The organism is Streptomonospora litoralis (assembly GCF_004323735.1).
Taxonomy (GTDB): domain Bacteria; phylum Actinomycetota; class Actinomycetes; order Streptosporangiales; family Streptosporangiaceae; genus Streptomonospora; species Streptomonospora litoralis.
On sequence record NZ_CP036455.1, the window covers coordinates 3161885 to 3177520 of the forward strand.

The 15636-nt window shown below is 74.2% G+C and carries 12 protein-coding genes; 9 read left to right on the top strand and 3 right to left on the bottom strand.

Going from position 1 to position 15636, the window contains the following annotated elements; translation table 11 throughout:
• Positions 1-152 precede the first annotated feature (152 nt).
• Positions 153-824 (top strand): cyclase family protein, encoded by a 672-nt coding sequence (locus EKD16_RS13595; RefSeq protein ID WP_131098727.1) that lies wholly within the window; start codon positions 153-155, stop codon positions 822-824.
• Positions 825-886: 62 nt separating this feature from the next.
• Here EKD16_RS13595 and EKD16_RS13600 read toward each other — a convergent pair whose 3' ends face one another.
• Together EKD16_RS13600 and EKD16_RS13605 are read right to left on the bottom strand one after the other, a co-directional pair.
• The gene (locus tag EKD16_RS13600) at positions 887-1384 is read right to left on the bottom strand and encodes an FBP domain-containing protein (RefSeq protein ID WP_131098728.1); all 498 of its coding nucleotides are present in this window, start codon (positions 1382-1384) and stop codon (positions 887-889) included.
• 107 nt (positions 1385-1491) lie between these two features.
• Complete coding sequence (locus EKD16_RS13605; RefSeq protein WP_131098729.1) at positions 1492-3615, bottom strand: FUSC family protein; 2124 nt, start codon at positions 3613-3615, stop codon at positions 1492-1494.
• A 174-nt stretch (positions 3616-3789) separates the two neighbouring features.
• Here EKD16_RS13605 and EKD16_RS13610 point away from each other — a divergent pair, with 174 nt between their 5' ends.
• The 8 genes from EKD16_RS13610 (at position 3790) to EKD16_RS25360 (ending at position 15172) form a co-directional block, all read left to right on the top strand.
• On the top strand, positions 3790-4593 hold the full coding sequence (locus EKD16_RS13610) for a FadR/GntR family transcriptional regulator (RefSeq protein WP_131098730.1): 804 nt from the start codon (positions 3790-3792) through the stop codon (positions 4591-4593).
• Between the two features lie 142 nt (positions 4594-4735).
• Complete coding sequence (locus EKD16_RS13615; RefSeq protein ID WP_165498562.1) at positions 4736-5941, top strand: mandelate racemase/muconate lactonizing enzyme family protein; 1206 nt, start codon at positions 4736-4738, stop codon at positions 5939-5941.
• 17 nt (positions 5942-5958) lie between these two features.
• The gene (locus EKD16_RS13620) at positions 5959-7089 is read left to right on the top strand and encodes a zinc-dependent alcohol dehydrogenase (protein ID WP_131098732.1); all 1131 of its coding nucleotides are present in this window, start codon (positions 5959-5961) and stop codon (positions 7087-7089) included.
• Between the two features lie 12 nt (positions 7090-7101).
• Complete coding sequence (locus EKD16_RS13625; protein ID WP_131098733.1) at positions 7102-8217, top strand: cellulase-like family protein; 1116 nt, start codon at positions 7102-7104, stop codon at positions 8215-8217.
• A gap of 30 nt (positions 8218-8247) precedes the next feature.
• Positions 8248-9567 carry an MFS transporter gene (locus tag EKD16_RS13630; RefSeq protein ID WP_131098734.1) on the top strand — a complete coding sequence of 440 codons (1320 nt, stop codon included), beginning with the start codon at positions 8248-8250 and terminating at the stop codon, positions 9565-9567.
• A gap of 198 nt (positions 9568-9765) precedes the next feature.
• Positions 9766-10455 carry a lysophospholipid acyltransferase family protein gene (locus EKD16_RS13635; protein ID WP_131098735.1) on the top strand — a complete coding sequence of 230 codons (690 nt, stop codon included), beginning with the start codon at positions 9766-9768 and terminating at the stop codon, positions 10453-10455.
• A gap of 550 nt (positions 10456-11005) precedes the next feature.
• Positions 11006-12361, top strand: coding sequence for an FAD-dependent oxidoreductase (locus tag EKD16_RS13640; RefSeq protein WP_131102511.1), 1356 nt, complete (start codon positions 11006-11008; stop codon positions 12359-12361).
• Positions 12362-12700: 339 nt separating this feature from the next.
• Complete coding sequence (locus EKD16_RS25360; protein WP_242676960.1) at positions 12701-15172, top strand: penicillin-binding transpeptidase domain-containing protein; 2472 nt, start codon at positions 12701-12703, stop codon at positions 15170-15172.
• 148 nt (positions 15173-15320) lie between these two features.
• Here the strand turns inward: EKD16_RS25360 and EKD16_RS13650 are convergent, their stop codons facing one another.
• Positions 15321-15617 (bottom strand): DUF3040 domain-containing protein, encoded by a 297-nt coding sequence (locus tag EKD16_RS13650; protein ID WP_131098736.1) that lies wholly within the window; start codon positions 15615-15617, stop codon positions 15321-15323.
• Between the last annotated feature and the right edge of the window lie 19 nt (positions 15618-15636).

The window sequence follows — 15636 nt, forward strand, 5'->3', positions numbered from 1 at the left end:
CGGCGCGGCCGGGAGCGCCGCCCGCGCGCGAAAGTGCGGGGACGGGCCCGCGGCCGCAGCGGTGCGGCGCTAGAGTTTGGTCTAGACCTCTGCCCCCGACTCGGGGGCGGCGATCCCGGGAACGCAGCGACGGCAGGAAAGAGGGCGGAGCAATGACGCAGCTGGTCGACGTCAGCCACCAGATCGCGGCGGGCATGACCACCTACCCCGGCCTGCCGGGGCCGGTCATCGAGGAGCACATCTCCTTCGAGGAGTCCCAGGCGAACTACGCCCAGGGCACCGAGTTCACCATCGGCCGCATCTCGCTCGTCTCCAACACCGGCACCTACCTCGACACCCCCGCTCACCGCTACCGCGACGGCGCCGATCTCGCCGACCTGGACCTGGAGAAGGTCGCCGACCTGCCGGGCGTGGTGATCGACGCGCCGCACGGCGGCGAGCGCGCGATCACCGCCGAGGCGGTCAAGGGGATCGACGTAGCCGGACGCGCGGTCCTCCTGCGCACCGGCTGGGACCGGCACTGGCGCTCCGAGCAGTACGGTTCGCCCGAGCACCCCTACCTCGCCGCCGACGCGGCGCGGGTGCTGGCCGACGCCGGAGCCGCGCTCGTGGGCATCGACTCGGTCAACGTCGACGACACCTCACAGCAGAGCCAGGGGTCCCGGCCGGTGCACTCGCTGCTGCTCGCCGCAGGCATCCCCGTCGTCGAGCACCTGTGCCTGCTGGACCGGCTGCCCGAGACCGGCTTCTCCTTCTTCGCCGTACCGGTGAAAATCCGCGGACTCGCCACCTTCCCGGTCCGCGCGTTCGCCCTGGTGCGGTAACCGCCCGCCGCCCGGGCGCGTGGGGCCGCCGGCCGGTCCGGGCGCTCGGGCGGCGGTCGGCCTCAGCCCAGGACGCGGGACAGAAACGTCCCCACCCGCGAGGCCGTCCGCTCGATCTGCTCATCGAGGGTCATGTCCTCGGGCAGGCGTCCGCCCGCGGCGGGGGACTTGATGCCGCGGACGTACAACGGGCATGCCAGATCGGCGCACATGTGCACCCCCGCCGAGTCGCCCTGGCGGCCCGCCGCGCCGGCCTTGCGGGCGCTCATCAGTTCCACCCCGCCCGCCGGATGGCTCGTCACGCACAACGAGCACAGACTGCGCCGGGTGACGTCGCGCGTGCGCCGGGCCGCCGAGCGCAGGACGACTCCCACCAACCGGGAGCCGTGCTCGCCCACGAGGTAGCCCCGGTCCGGCGCGGCCGGATCGCGCCATCCCAGAAAGTCCAAGTCGTCCCACGGGAGGTCGGCGAGGTCGCGGAGTACGGGCAGCCGCTTGGCCTCGCCCTTGGAGCAGTTGACGAAGGAGGCGCGGATATCGGATTCGGTTGCCGGATTCACGTTCGCGGACGCTAGCAACGCCCGCGAACGAGCCACAATCGGTTTTCCGGCCGGACACGTGCCGATGCCCGGCGCGGCGCCCGCCCGAAGGCGCCGCGCCGCCGGCCTCACAGGTCGGCGTCGACCTCCTCCTGGGCCCGGCGGCGCTCCCGCTGGGCGCGGCGCTGCTGTTCGCGCTCAGCTGCGCGCGTGTCCTCGGCCACCGCCGTGCGCATGGACGACGACAGCGCGCGCAGCTCCATGTTGATGCGCGGGTAGTCCACCAGCCGCGGCAGCGCACCCAGCCGCGGCGTGCGCCGTTTTCGCAGCGAGGCGATCAGCTCGTCGAAGGCCAGATCCAGCCGCTGCAAGGTGATCTGGGAGGCGGGCGGCGGCTTCTCCAGCGCCAGGGCCGACAGCGCCAGGTACCCGCTGCGCTGCGCGGCCACCACCACCGGCCACAGCGGCTGGGTGGACTCGGCGCGCGGCACGTCGCCGATGGCGCTGTCGTAGACGCCGCGCAGGCTCACCAGCGCCGAGCGCAGGTCGCGCCGCAGCCGGTAGGTGCGGTCCGCACTCGGCTCGACCTCCGGGTCGAGCACCGCCAGCAGCGTCGTGCGGGTGTTCTCCAGCACGTCGACGATGGTCTGCGGCAGCCGCGCGGCCGACGCGCGCCGCCACAGCACCACCGCGCCGACCATGCCGGCCAGCGAGCCCAGCAGGGTGTCCACCAGGCGCGCCTGGGCGAGCTGCTCGACCGGGTTGGGGGCGGCGGTGTGCGCGAGGATCAGCGCCATGGGTGTCAGGAAGATGCTGGCGTAGAAGAAGTTGCGTGGCACCACCAGCTGGGTGAGCCCCATGAAGCACGCGGCCAGCACGACCGTGACGGCCAGCGGCAGCTGCACACTCAGCAGCAGTGCGCCGATGAGCACGCCCACCAGCGTGCCCAGGGCGCGCTGGAGTGAGCGGTTGACGGTCAGCACGACGTTGCCGCCCTGCAGGACCGCCGTCGCGGTGATGGAGATCCAGTAGAACCGGTCGATCCCCAGCGCCAGGCCGGCGACCCCGGCGACGGCCACGGTGATGCCCATGCGCAGCGTCGTGGGGCGCAGCAGCGAGCCGCGCGACAGGCTGGAGCGCAGCGACTGCAGCAGCGGCGGGTAGCGGACGTCGTGCAGTTCCAGCCCCCGCCCCTGCACCTCGTGCTCGCTGCGCCGCGCCGCCTGCGCCGTGCGGGCCAGCCGGCTGTACAGGCGGCCTTCCAGCGAGCGCGGGCGCAGGCCCCGGCGCAGCTCGTCCAGTTCGTTCTCGTCGGGGGCCAACTCCGGTTTGCCGACGGCACCGGCCAGCGCGTCGGCGAAGTCGCTCGCCACGGCCGGCAGCCGTTCGGTGCGGGCCAGCGAGACGTCGGTGGCGGCCAGGTGGATGTCGGAGACCCAGCGCAGCAGTGCGCGCAGCCGGGCCGCGGTCGCGGTGTCGCGGTAGCCGCGGGTCTGGCTGAGCAGCACGATGCGCCAGGCCCGGGCGACCGCGATCGAGGCGTCGTGCTGGACGTGGTCCAGGCGGGGTGTCCCGATCGCCCGCAGCAGAGCCGCCAACTGGTGGAACGCGTCGGCGACGGCGCGGTGCTCGGGATGGCGGCCGCGCACCAGGCCCTCCGACATCGACACCAGCCAGCCCACGCCCGCGCCGAGCGCCGCGATCAGCGCATGAAGCGGCACGTCGGCCAGCCCGCCCGAGGCGATGGTGGAGATGGCGCAGACCAGGACGAAGAACAGGGCGCCGGGCCGGTCCACCCGCAGCGCTCCGCACAGCCAGGTGGCCGCACCGGCCACCGCGCCGATGGCCAGGGCCGCGGCCCACGGGTTCATCCCGCTGAGCGAACCGATGGCGACGCAGGTCACGAAGCCGAGCCCGACCACGGCCAGGGCCACCGAGCGGTACTGGAAAGGGGTGTCCTTCTCGTAGAGGACCGTCATCGAGCCCAGCGCCGCCAGCGTGCCCACCTGCGGCCCGAACAGCACCGCGGCCAGTCCGAAGGAGGACGCCATCGCCACGGCGGCCTTCACGGCGGTGCTCCACGCCCAGCCGCCCGAGGCCAGGCCGAACAGCGCCTTCAGGTCGACGCGCTGGTGCGGGCGCTCGGCGACTTTGGGACGCACGCGCGTCGGCGGGTTCCAGACGGGCTCGCTCGGTGTCGGGTCGTCTGCTCCGCTGCTCGTCGTGGCCCCCTGGTCATGCACGGTCCCCATGGTAGAGGGAGGTCCGCGGCCGCGCCCCGCCCGCCGTGCCGCCGCCGCGGCGAGCTCCGTCACCGCCGCCTGCGCCGCGGATCACGCCGCCACCGCCCGGGCCCGCGGCCGGCGGCGCTGCGCGGGCGCGGACGGCGCTTTGACACCTCTCGGCGGCTCGGCAAGTCTGGTCGCATGGCCGGCCGTACCGGGGACTTCCCTCCGCTGACACCGCAGGCGCTCACCGAGCTGCTGGAGGACGCCGTCGTGTCGCGGGAGTGGCGACCGGGGGACAAGCTCCCCTCCGAGCGCCGCCTGGCCGAGCGGTACGGCGTAAGCCGCCCGGTGGTGCGCGAGGTGCTGCGCCGCCTGCAGGAGCGCGGGCTCATCGTGGTGCATCCGGGCCGCGGCAGCTACGTCCGCAGGCTCCGGGCCACCGAGGGCGGTACGTCGCTGGAGCTCCTGGTGCGCCGCGGCGACGTGCGGGTGCGCGAGCTCGTCGCGGCCCGGCGGATGCTGGAGACCGAGACCGCGGCCCTCGCGGCGGACCAGCACACCGAGGAGGACGCCCGCAGGATGCGCGACGCGCTGGCCGCCTTCGACGCCGGCCGCGGTGTCGCCGCCGGCGCCGACCTCGATGTGGCCTTCCACGAGGCCATCGCGATCGCATCGGGAAACACCGTCCTGCAGCTCATGTTCGGCGCCATCCGGCCGCTGACGCACGGCATGGTGGTGCGCAGCCTGACCGACCGCGAGACCCGGCGCATCGGGGCCCCGGTCCACCACGACATCCTCGCGGGCATCCTCGCCCGCAAGGCCGAGGACGCCCGCGAGGCGATGGCGCGGCACATCGAGCTCGCCGAGGAGCTCTACGGCGCCGACCTCGACCGCCCGCTGCGCGAAGTCCTGCAGCGCCGTGCCGACCATGAGCCGGAGGTGGCCGCGCTGCTGGAGCGCATAACCGGAGCGCTCCACCCGCCCGGTGACGCCCCTCGGTGATCCCCGGATCCGCCCGCCTGCACGGCCGCCGAAACGGGCGCGCCGTCCGCGGCGGCGGGGCCGCCGCGGTCCTTGACACCGCGCCGCAGCCAAACGATAGTGGCGAAACCGGTCTGACCGGACTATCCGCATGGAGCCGCCCGTGAAGATCGTCGCCGTCGAGACGCTGCGCACCGGCATCCGCCCCAACCTGTGCTTCGTGCAGCTGCACACCGACACCGGCGCCGTCGGGCTCGGCGAGGCGTTCTACGGCCCCGCCGCGGTCGAGGGCTACCTCCACGAGCAGGCCGCCCCCGAACTCCTCGGCCAGGCCGATCCGGCGCCCGAGCCGCTGGCCCACCGGCTGCGGCCCTACACCGGCTACCAGGGCAGCGGCGCGGAGACCCGCGGCAACGGCGCCGTGGACATGGCGGCCTGGGACCTGCTCGGGCAGCGGGCGGGGATGCCCCTCGTCGACCTGCTGGGCGGCGCGGTACACGAGTCGGTCCCGGTGTACAACACCTGCGCGGGGGCGCGATACGTGGCCGCAAGCAGCCGCCAGGAGTCGGACAACTGGGGGATGTCCCCGGAACAGGGCGCGGAAGAGCCCTTCGAGGACCTGCGCGCCTTCCTCCACCGGCCCGGCGAGCTGGCGGCCGAACTGCGGGCCGAGGGGATCGGCGGCATGAAGATCTGGCCGTTCGACCAGGCGGCCGAGCGCTCCGGGGGTGCTTGGATATCGCACGACGACCTCGCGCGGGGTGTGGGGACCGTGGAGTCCGTGCGCGAGGCCGTCGGGTTCGACATGGAGGTGATGGTGGAGCTCCACGGCCTGTGGTACCCCGCCGCCGCGGCCGAGATCTGCCGCGCCCTTCAGCCCCTGCGGCCCGCCTGGGTGGAGGACCCCGTCCGCCCCGACGCCGCCGAGTCCCTGGCGCGGCTGCGCTCCGAGACCGGGGTACGGGTGGCCGCGGGCGAGACGTGCACGGGCCGTCGGGCGTTCCTGCCGCTGCTGGCCGCCGGCGCGGTGGACGTCGTAACCGTCGACCCCGGTTGGACCGGCGGTGTCACCGAGGCGCACAAGGTCGCTTCGCTCGCCGACGCCCACGGCGCCGCAGTCGCCCCCCACGACTGCACCGGCCCGGTCTCGCTCGGCGTCGCGACGCACCTGGTATGCAACGCACCCAACGGACTCGTGCAGGAGAGCGTGCGGGCGTTCCTGCGTACCTGGTACCCCCTCCTCGCCGAAGGGCTGCCGGAGATCGCGGGCGGCCGCACCGCCCCCACGCGCGCGCCCGGCCACGGCATCCGGTTGCGCCCCGAGTTCCTCGCCCGCACCGACACGCGCAGCCGCGTGACGCGGCTGTAGCCGGGAGCAGGACCGCCATGGACGGCCGCACTCCCGCCGCCGGGGACACGATGCCCGCCCTGCGCTGGCACGGGCCCCGCGACCTCCGCCTGGACACGGTCGCAGTGCCCGAGCCGGGACCGGGTACCGTCCTGGTCGCCGTGGAGCGCGTCGGCCTGTGCGGCACCGACCTGGAGGAATACACCGACGGCCCCGTGCAGATCCCCGCCGCCGCGGCGCATCCGCTCTCGGACCGGCGGGCGCCCGTGGTCCTGGGACACGAGGTCGTGGGCCGGGTGGCGGCCTGTCCCGGTGGGGAGCTGCGGACAGGCGCCCGGGTGGTGCCCGACGTGGTCGTGGGGTGCGGCCGCTGCTGGTGGTGCGGCCGCCATCAGCCGGGCCTGTGCCCGACGGGCGCCGTGCGCGGACTGCAGGACGACGGCGGCCTGGCGCACTACATGGCGGCCGACGCCGCCCGCGCCGTGGAGGTCCCCGAGCACGTGCCGGCCGACGCGGCGGGTTTCGCCGAGCCGCTGTCGGTCGCCGTGCGTGCGCTGCGCAAGGCCGGAGACCTCTCCGGGGCCTGTGTGGCCGTGCTCGGCGCCGGAACGATCGGGCTGCTGACCGCCGCGGTCGCCGCCGCCCGCGGCGCCGGCCGGGTGCTCGCCGTCGATCCGGTCGCGACGCGGCGCCGGCTCGCCGAGGGGTTCGGGGCGGCCGCGGCGCCACCCGACGGTGCCGCCGACCTCGTGGGGGACGCCTCGTGCGGCCGCGGCGCCGATGTCGTGGTCGAGTGCTCGGGCACGCCGCCGGCGGCGGCCCAGGCGCCCCTGCTCGCCCGGCGCGGCGGAACCGTCGTCCTGGTCGGCACGCCGCCGCCGGGCACCGGCATCGCCGTACGGGAGGTCGTCGCGCGCGAGCAGCGCGTCCTCGGCAGCGTCGCCCACATCTGGGACGAGGACACGGCCGCGGCGGTGGCGCTGCTGTCCCGGGGCACGATCGACCCCTCTCCCCTGCTCTCCGCCGTGGTGCGGCTCGAAGACGCCGTTCACGGCGGGTTCGAACGCCTGCTGCGCGACCGGGACGCACTCAAGGTCCTCGTCGCGCCCGGCCCGGCCGAGGCACCCGGCGGTGCCCCGGTCCCCGCTGCGCCAAGCCCGCGACCGTGAGGGAGCGACGCGATGACCGAGACCGGACCCGTCCGCGCGATCACCATGTGGGACTTCTCGTGGCTGGAACGGCGGTGGCCCGGCGCCGGATACGAGGATTGGGACCGCGCGCTGGACGAGCTCGTGGAGCGCGGCTACGACGCCGTCCGCATCGACCCCTACCCCCACCTGCTCGCGGCCGATGCCGCCGCCGAGTGGGAGCTGCTGCCGATCTGGGACCAGCACGACTGGGGCGCCCCGGGCCGCATCGGAGTGCGGGTCGAGCCGGCGCTGACCGACTTCGTCGCCGCGTGCGCCCGCCGCGGCGTCGCGGTCGCCCTGTCGAGCTGGTTCCGGCCCGACACGACCGGGCGGCACAGAGACCTGCGGTCCCCCGCCGACCTCGCCGCGATCTGGACGGCCACGCTCGACCGGCTCGCCGAGGCCGGGCTGCTCGGCTCGCTGCTGTATGTGGACCTGTGCAACGAGTACCCGCTGCAGCTGTGGGCGCCGTGGCTGGGACGGGAGGATGACCCCTCCCGGTTGGAGCCCGACGTCCACCGCTGGATGACCGAGTCGCTGGCGGCGGTGCGCGAGAGCCATCCCGGCCTGCCCTACTGCTTCTCCTTCGCCACGGAGCTGCGCAACTGGAGCCGGCAGGACGTATCGGCGCTGGACCTGCTGGAGCCGCACGTGTGGATGGCCCACCCCGAGGTGAGCGACTTCCACGACCAGGTCGGCTACGACCTCGAAGCCTGCACGTTCGACCCCCGGCAGTTCGCCGCTCTCGTCGCCGGCGGCGAGGCCCTCTACCGCAGCCGCCCCGAGCACTGGAACGCCCTGCTGCGCTCGGCTGTGGCCGACATGGCCCGATGGTCGCGGGCGACCGGAAAGCCGCTGGTCACCACGGAGGCATGGGCGGTCATCAACTACAAGGACTGGCCGCGCGCCGACTGGGGCTGGGTCAAGGAGCTGTGCGAGATCGGCGTGGAGGAGGCGCTGCGTACGGGCCGCTGGGCGGCCGTGTGCACCAGCAACTTCTGCGGACCGCAGTTCGTCGGCATGTGGCGCGACGTGGCCTGGCACCGCCGGCTGACCGACCGCATCCGCGGCGCCCCGGCCGAAGTCTCGCTGACTACCGCCGGCTGACCGCCGCCACGAGACGAGGAGGTTCCCGCCATGCACTCCAGCACCGGGCCGACCGGCGAAAGGGGCGCCGGCAGCGGAACAGGAGGCGACGCCGCGCCGAAGGCGCGGGCGAGCGGCCGGTTCATCACCCTGCTGGTGCTCAACCAGTTCGGCATCTGGCTGGCGATCCTGCCGCCGGCGACCGTGACGCTCGCGCTGCGCGTCGAGCAGGTCGTCGGCCCCGCCGAAAAGGAGTCGGCGCTGGCCCGCCTGCTGAGCATCGGCGTGCTGCTGGCCCTGGTGGGTACGCCGCTGTTCGGACGGCTCTCGGATCGCACGAGCGGGCGGCTCGGCCGCCGCCGGCCGTGGATCCTCGGCGGCATCGTCATGACGTTCGCGGCCCTGACGCTGGTGGCCACCGGCCCCACCGTGCCGCTGCTGCTCGCGGGCTGGTGCCTGGCCCAGCTGTCCATCAGCGCGGCGTTCGCCGCCACGACCGCGCTGATCCCCGACAAGATCCCGGTCGAGCAGCGCGGCTTCGTATCGGGACTGATGGGCATGATGATCCCGGTCGGCACGCTGGCCGGGCACTTCCTGGTGCAGCTGGCCCCGAACATCCAGCAGTACCCGGGCAGCATCGTGCTCATGTTCCTGGCACCGGCCGGCGCGGGCGTGCTGGCCTGCACGGCGTTCGTGGTGCTCGTGGGCGACACCGACCAGCCGCCTGCGGTTTTGGAGCCCTACGGCCTGCGGCAGTTCCTGCGCAGCTTCTGGGTGAACCCGGTGCGCCACCCCGACTTCGCCTGGACCTTCGCCAGCCGGTTCCTGGTCTACATGGGCTACTCGACGCTCATGGGCTACCAGGTGTACTACCTCACCGACCATCTGGGCCGCAGCTCCGGCGAGACCCCGCGGCTGGTGTTCTACGTGACGCTGGCGATGGCACTGGCGAGCGTGGCCAGCGCCTGGTCGGGCGGCAAGTGGTCCGACCGCACGGGCCGTCGCAAGCCGTTCGTCTTCGGGTCGGCGGCCGTGATGGCGCTGGGCTTCGCCGGCGTGGCCTACGCCCCCGAGTACCCGGTTTTTCTGGCCATGGCCGCCGTGATCGGCCTGGGCCACGGCCTGTTCCTCGCCGTGGATCTGGCGCTGGTCAGCCAGGTGCTGCCGAACCCCGACGACACCGCCAAGGACATGGGCGTGTTCAACTTCGCCAACACGCTCCCCCAGTCCCTTGCGCCGGCGCTGGCGCCCTACCTGCTGGCGATCGGCGCCGCGGGCGGCACGGGCAACTACGCGGCGCTGTTCGTCGCGGCGGCCGTCTTCGGGCTGGCCGGCGCCGTGGCGATCTACCCGGTGGCCCAAGCGCGGTGAGCAGGCCCGCGGGTATGCGGACGGTCCGCGGAAGCGTGGCGGGCGGGTCGCCCGGTGGACGTGCGGGCGGGGCGCCCGCCGAGCGGTGGGATGCGGCGAGGCACCGATAAGGTCGGTTGGTCGGCCCCGTGCCGGCACCCGCACCCGCCGTCCCCCCGCGGGCGCCGCCCGCCCCGCATGCGAAAGAGGACAACCGCCGTGCAGCTGTACGGAGCCGCCAAGACGGTCATCGCGCCGGTCACCAGAGGCATCTGGCCGCTGCGCAAGGAGGGCCTGCACCACATCCCCGCCGAGGGACCGGTGATCCTGGCCGCCAACCACCTCTCCAACATCGACCCCCTGTTCATCGGCGTCGCCGTTCCCCGGCAGGTGACGTTCATCGCCAAGCGGGAACTGTTCGCCGAGGGCAACGTCGCCCAGCGCACCTTCACCCGCGCGCTGCGCGCCATCGGCCAGCTCTCCGTCGACCGCAGCCCCGGGCAGAGCTCGCGGGAGGCCATGGAACAGAGCCTGAAGATCCTCGGCAACGGCGCCGCGTTCGGCATCTTCCCCGAGGGCACCCGCTCCCCCGACGGGCGCCTGTACCGCGGACAGACCGGCTTGGCGTGGCTGGCGCTGGCCTCGGGGGCTCCGGTCGTCCCCCTCGCGCTGGCCGGGACCGACCGCATCCTGCCCCACGGCCGCCGGATCCCCGCGCTGCGCCGGATCGGGATCCGGGTGGGTCCCCCGGTGGACTTGTCGCCGTGGTTCGGCGAGGAGGGCAAGGCGCGTTCGCGCCGGGCGGCGACCGACGCCGTCATGGCGGCGATTCAGCGCCTTTCGGGGCAGGAGCCGGTGCCGCGCTTCGCCGCGTCGGTCAAGGCCGAACTGGGCTCCGGCAAGGTCTGACCACACCGGGGGCGGCCACCGCCCCCTCACCTCTGCCGGCCCTCTGGCGGGTCCACGTGGCGCGGACCCGTGCCCGAACCGCGCCGAGGTGCGGGCCCCGGCGCAAGGTGGCGCGCTCTTGCGACCGCGTCCTGCACCGGTTCCGCGACCCGCGCAATCCGGAGTTCCGCCCGGCGGAGGAGGATCTGCGCGGCCCCTAGTCGTTCCCGATCCGGTTCCGGCCCCTCGATTCCCTCGACGACGCGCACGTCACACCCGGCGTGAGGTAATCCACAGCCCGCGTCCGGCTTAGTGCCCCGGGCCGCGGCGTTGGCCGCCCAAGAGGGTCGACATCGCCTCCGACGTGCGCTGACACGTCGGCGGCGCGCGGCCCCGGCCCGGTGCGCGCGGTGGGAGGGCCGTTGCCTATCTTCATAGTCGGTTTAGTAGGCTTTATCCGCGGAAGATAGAATTAGGTTAGCCTAACCTCGTTCAGCGTGCCCGGGATCACAGCACCGCACCCCGAGCAGACGCGACCAATGGAGATGTGCCAATGACGCGACCACTGCGCGTGGGAATCGTGGGGTCCGGCCCCGCGGGTATTTACGCGGCCGACCTGCTGACCAAGGACGAGACGCTGGCCGCGTGCGCCACGCCGGTCAGCATCGACGTCATCGACAGGCTGCCCACCCCCTACGGCCTGGTCCGCTACGGCGTGGCCCCCGACCACCCCCGCATCAAGCAGATCCAGCAGGCCCTGCACAAGGTGCTGGACAAGCCCGAGGTGCGGTTCCTCGGCAACGTCGACTACGGCAGCGACCTCAAACTCGAGGACATGCGCCGCCACTACGACGCCGTCGTCTTCGCCACCGGCTCCGACCGCGACCGGCCGCTGGACATCCCCGGCGCCGACCTGCCCGGCTGCCACGGCGCCGCCGACTTCGTCTCCTGGTACGACAGCCACCCCGACGTGGCCCCCGAGTGGCCGGTCGACGGCACCGGCGCCGCCGTGATCGGCGCGGGCAACGTCGCCGTGGACGTCGCCCGGATCCTGGCCAAGGACGCCGAGGACCTCCACGACACCGACATCACCGACAACGTCCACCGGTCGCTGGCCGCAAAGCGGGTCACCGACGTGCATGTTTTCGCCCGCCGCGGGATCGCCCAGGCCAAGTTCACCCCGATGGAGCTGCGCGAACTGGACAAGCAGCCCGGCGTCGAGGTCGTCGTCGACCCCGAGGACTTCGACCTGTGCGAGGCGAGCATGGCCGCCATCGAGGAGTCCAACCAGGTCAAGACGAACGTCAAGATCCTGCAGAACTGGGCGATCCGCGACCCGCGCGGCGAGCCCCGCCGGCTCCACCTGCACTTCCTGCACCGGCCCGCCGAGGTGCTGGGCGAGAAGCGGGTGCGGGGCCTGCGCACCGAGCGCATGGAGCTGACCGGCGACGGCGGCGTGCGCGGCACCGGCGAGTTCGTCGACCACGAGGTGCAGGCCGTCTACCGCGCCGTGGGCTATCTCGGCTCGCCGGTGGCCGACCTCGCCTTCGACCAGGAGCGCGGCGTGATCCCCAACGACGGCGGCCGCGTGCTCGACCTCGACGAGCGGCCGGTGCCCGGCGTCTACGCGACCGGTTGGATCAAGCGCGGACCGGTCGGCCTCATCGGCCACACCAAGGGCGACGCGCTGGAGACCGTGACCAACCTGGTGGCCGACCGGGCCGACCTGGCCCCGGCGGCGGAGCCGGAACCCGAGGCGTTCCTGCGCCTGCTCGACGAGCGCGGCGTCGCCTACACCGGCTGGGAGGGCTGGCAGCGGCTGGAGGCGCACGAGGAGTCCCTCGGGCTGCCGCACGGCCGCAAGCGGATCAAGGTCCGCGAACGTGCGGAGATGACGCGCATCGCACGCTCCGATCGATCCGCCTGAGGGATCCCGCCCGCGGATGCGGTCGGGTCGCCACCACCCGGCCGCATCCGGTGTGACGTGGATTACCCGCCCTGTTCCCCGCATTCGCGGAACACAACGGCGCCGTGATGGGTTACAGTCGCCAGTGGCCGGTGTGGTAGCAAGTGTCCCCCGGGCCTCACCTATTGCCTTCGCGGAATACCGCGTGCGGCGCCCGCTTCGGCGGACGACCGTACGGACTTCGGAGCCGCGTTGTGCCCTGCGCCGAGAGGCGACCGCCACACCGGCCACTCATCCTCTTCCCCGCCCCGCACTTCTGCCCCTCAGAAGGCGGGGCGGCGCTGTTCGGAAGGACCAATCGTGGACGACGACCGGCGCCCCTCCGGGCCGGGTGAGCCCTCCTCGCCGCCTCCTGCGCCGTCGGGCCGGCACGACGGCGACGCGAACCGCCGCTTGGAGCAGGACGCGGCACCGGCCTACGGTGCGCCCGCGCCCCCGGAGCATTCCGAGGGACCCCCGCCGGAGGCGCCGCGGCCGTATGCGCCGCCACCCTCGCCGCAGTGGCCCGGCGCCGGCAGTGCCGAGCCGCCGCGCCACCCCGCCCCAGAGCCGCCGCAGCAGCAGCCGGGCGCGCACGGCGACGGCACACCCGCCGAGCAGTGGGGCCAGGCCGCCCCCTCCTCGCCCTATTCGATCCCCGGACGCGGCCCCGCCGGGCCCTCGCACCCGGACCGGCAGCCGCCCTCGCCGCCGCACGGCCCCGCGCCCTCCGTGCCGCAGGAGGCCCCTCCGCCCTACGCCGCCGACCACCGGCCCCCCTTCACCCCGGCAGAGGGTCCGCCGGCGGCCGCGCCGTACCCGCCGCCCGAGGGGCACACCCCGGCGGCGTCCCACGACGGCCCGCCGCCTTATGCGGCCACCGGCCACGGGTACCCCTCGGTCCCGGCCGACGACCGCGATCCCTTCGCATCCTCGGCGGCGGGCGATCCCTTCTCACCGCCCGACGGGCCCCGCCACACCGAGCCGCAGCCGGCGGTCGCGCCGGCGGCCCCCCCGAGCGGCGCGGTGTTCACCCGCGGCGGCGCGAGCGGCCCTGTGCCCGTTCCGCCCGAGACGCCGCACGCCGGCCCCGGGCCGGGCGGCCCCGGCGGCGACCCCTTCGGCAGCGACCGTCCCGTTCCGCGGCGCCGCTCGCGCAAGGGGCTGCTCATCGGCATCGTCAGCGCCGTGGTGGTCCTGGCGCTCGCGGGCGGCGGAGCCTCCTGGTACGTGCTGACGCTGCCCGAACCGGAGGAGACCGCCGCGGCCTATGTGCGCGCGTGGAACTCCCAGGACTACGCGGCCATGACCGGCCTCGCCGACGGCGGCGATCCGGCCGCCGCCTTCAAGCGGTTGGACGGCAACCTCGGCATCGAGCAGACCCGGGTGACCACCGGAGCGGTCGAGGAGGTCGGCGACGGCGCCGTCGTCCCCTTCGAGGCGACGTTCACTCTCAGCAACGCCGGCGAGTGGAGCTACTCCGGCGAACTCCCTCTGGTTCGCGTCGAACGGGAGTGGAAGGTCGACTTCGGCCCCGGGGTGGTCCACCCCGACCTCGGCGAGGGGCAGACCCTCGTGCGCACCAACGAGTGGGGCGAGCGCGGGCACATCCTCGCCGCCGACGGCAGCCGGCTGGACGACGGCACGGCGTCGGGCTCGGTGCAGATGATCCTCGGCGAGGTGGGCACGGCCGCCGAGGAGGACCTCGCCGACCTCGGCGCCGCCTACGAGGTCGGCGACCCCGTGGGTGTCAGCGGGGTGCAGAAGGCCTACGAGGAGCGTCTGGCGGGCGAGGCCAGCACCGCCATCCGCGTCGTCGAGGCGGGCACCGCGCCTCAGGACGTACCCGAGGACGCTCCCACCGCGGGCTCCATCGAGGGACAGGACGGCAAGGACGTCACCCTCAGCATCGACCCCGCGGTGCAGGCCGCCGCCGCGCAGGCGATCATCGGCCAGTCCAAGCCCACCGCGATGGTCGCCCTGCGCCCGTCGACCGGCGAGGTGCTGGCCGCCGCCAACGTGCCCGGCGGCTTCAACCGCGCGCTGGACGGGCAGTACCCGGCCGGCTCCATCTTCAAGATCATCTCCTACAACGCGCTGCTGGACTCCGGCATGGGCATGGACGCGGCGATGAACTGCCCCAAGACCACCGAGGTGGGCGGGCGCACGTACAAGAACGCCGGCGACGCCGCCTACGGCGCCCAGACGGTCACCGAGGCCTTCGCCACCTCCTGCAACACCGCGCTGGTACAGGAGGTCGCCGACCGGCTCGACGGCGCGTCGCTGCTCGCAAGCGCCGAGCAATTCGGCTTCAACACCGGCTTCCACAGCGGCCTGCCGGTCTTCAAGCCCTCGCTCCCCCAGCCCGACAGCGTCAGCCTGCTGACCGCCTCCAGCATCGGCCAGGGCAAGGTGCTGACCTCGCCGCTGCACATGGCGTCGCTGCCCGCAGCCGTGGCCGACGGCTCGTGGCGGGCGCCCATGCTGGTCACCGAGCCCGCGCCCGCCGAGCGGCCGGAGCCCGCGCCCATCGCCAACGCCCAGAACCTGCGCGACATGACGCGGGCGGTCGTCACCGAGGGAACCGCCGAGAACGTCGGCTTCACCGGCGAGGTGCACGGCAAAAGCGGCACCGCGGAGTACGGCACCGCCGCCGAAGGCGAGGAACTGCCCGCCCACGGCTGGTTCGTGGGCTACGAGGGCGACATCGCGTTCGCGGTCGTCGTCGAGGACGGGCAGAGCGGCTCGGGGGCCGCGGCGCCGCTGGCCAAGTCCTTCCTGGACGCGCTCTAAGCGCCCGCGGCCGCACGCAGCGGGCCGTGTCCCGCGCGATAGGCCGCGGCCGGTCCGCCCGGCCGCCGCTCATGTCCACCGTGCGGCGGCCGGGCCCGTCAGCGTGTCGGCTCGCCGCCGAGTCCGCCGGTGCGCGGGCCCCGGCCGCTCACCCGGTGCCGCCGCCCGCCCCCGGCTGCGCGGCACCAGGCGAGGCGGGCGTCGTGGGCGGGGCCGTGCCCTGCACGGGCGCACTGAAATAGAGCCCGGCCAGCATGGCGCACAGCACGAGGACCGCCACCCCGATCAGCATCCACAGCAGCCACCGCCCCGGCCGCTCGTCGTCGAGGTAGGAGTCGTCGTCGGCGCCGAAACTGCGCAGGTGCCCGTCGAGGTCGGGATCGTCCTCCGCCAGCGCGTGCTCCATCTCGGCGAGGATCCGCCGCTCGTACTCACGCAGTGACATCGCACCCTCCTCGCCGTTC

Bases quoted from the DNA above. Each gene is read 5' to 3' on its own strand.
- EKD16_RS13630 (WP_131098734.1), top strand. From the start codon at position 8,248: ATGCACTCCAGCACCGGGCCGACCGGCGAAAGGGGCGCCGGCAGCGGA.
- EKD16_RS13595 (WP_131098727.1), top strand. From the start codon at position 153: ATGACGCAGCTGGTCGACGTCAGCCACCAGATCGCGGCGGGCATGACC.
- EKD16_RS13605 (WP_131098729.1), bottom strand. From the start codon at position 3,615: ATGGGGACCGTGCATGACCAGGGGGCCACGACGAGCAGCGGAGCAGAC.
- EKD16_RS13625 (WP_131098733.1), top strand. From the start codon at position 7,102: ATGACCGAGACCGGACCCGTCCGCGCGATCACCATGTGGGACTTCTCG.
- EKD16_RS13650 (WP_131098736.1), bottom strand. From the start codon at position 15,617: ATGTCACTGCGTGAGTACGAGCGGCGGATCCTCGCCGAGATGGAGCAC.
- EKD16_RS13610 (WP_131098730.1), top strand. From the start codon at position 3,790: ATGGCCGGCCGTACCGGGGACTTCCCTCCGCTGACACCGCAGGCGCTC.
- EKD16_RS13620 (WP_131098732.1), top strand. From the start codon at position 5,959: ATGGACGGCCGCACTCCCGCCGCCGGGGACACGATGCCCGCCCTGCGC.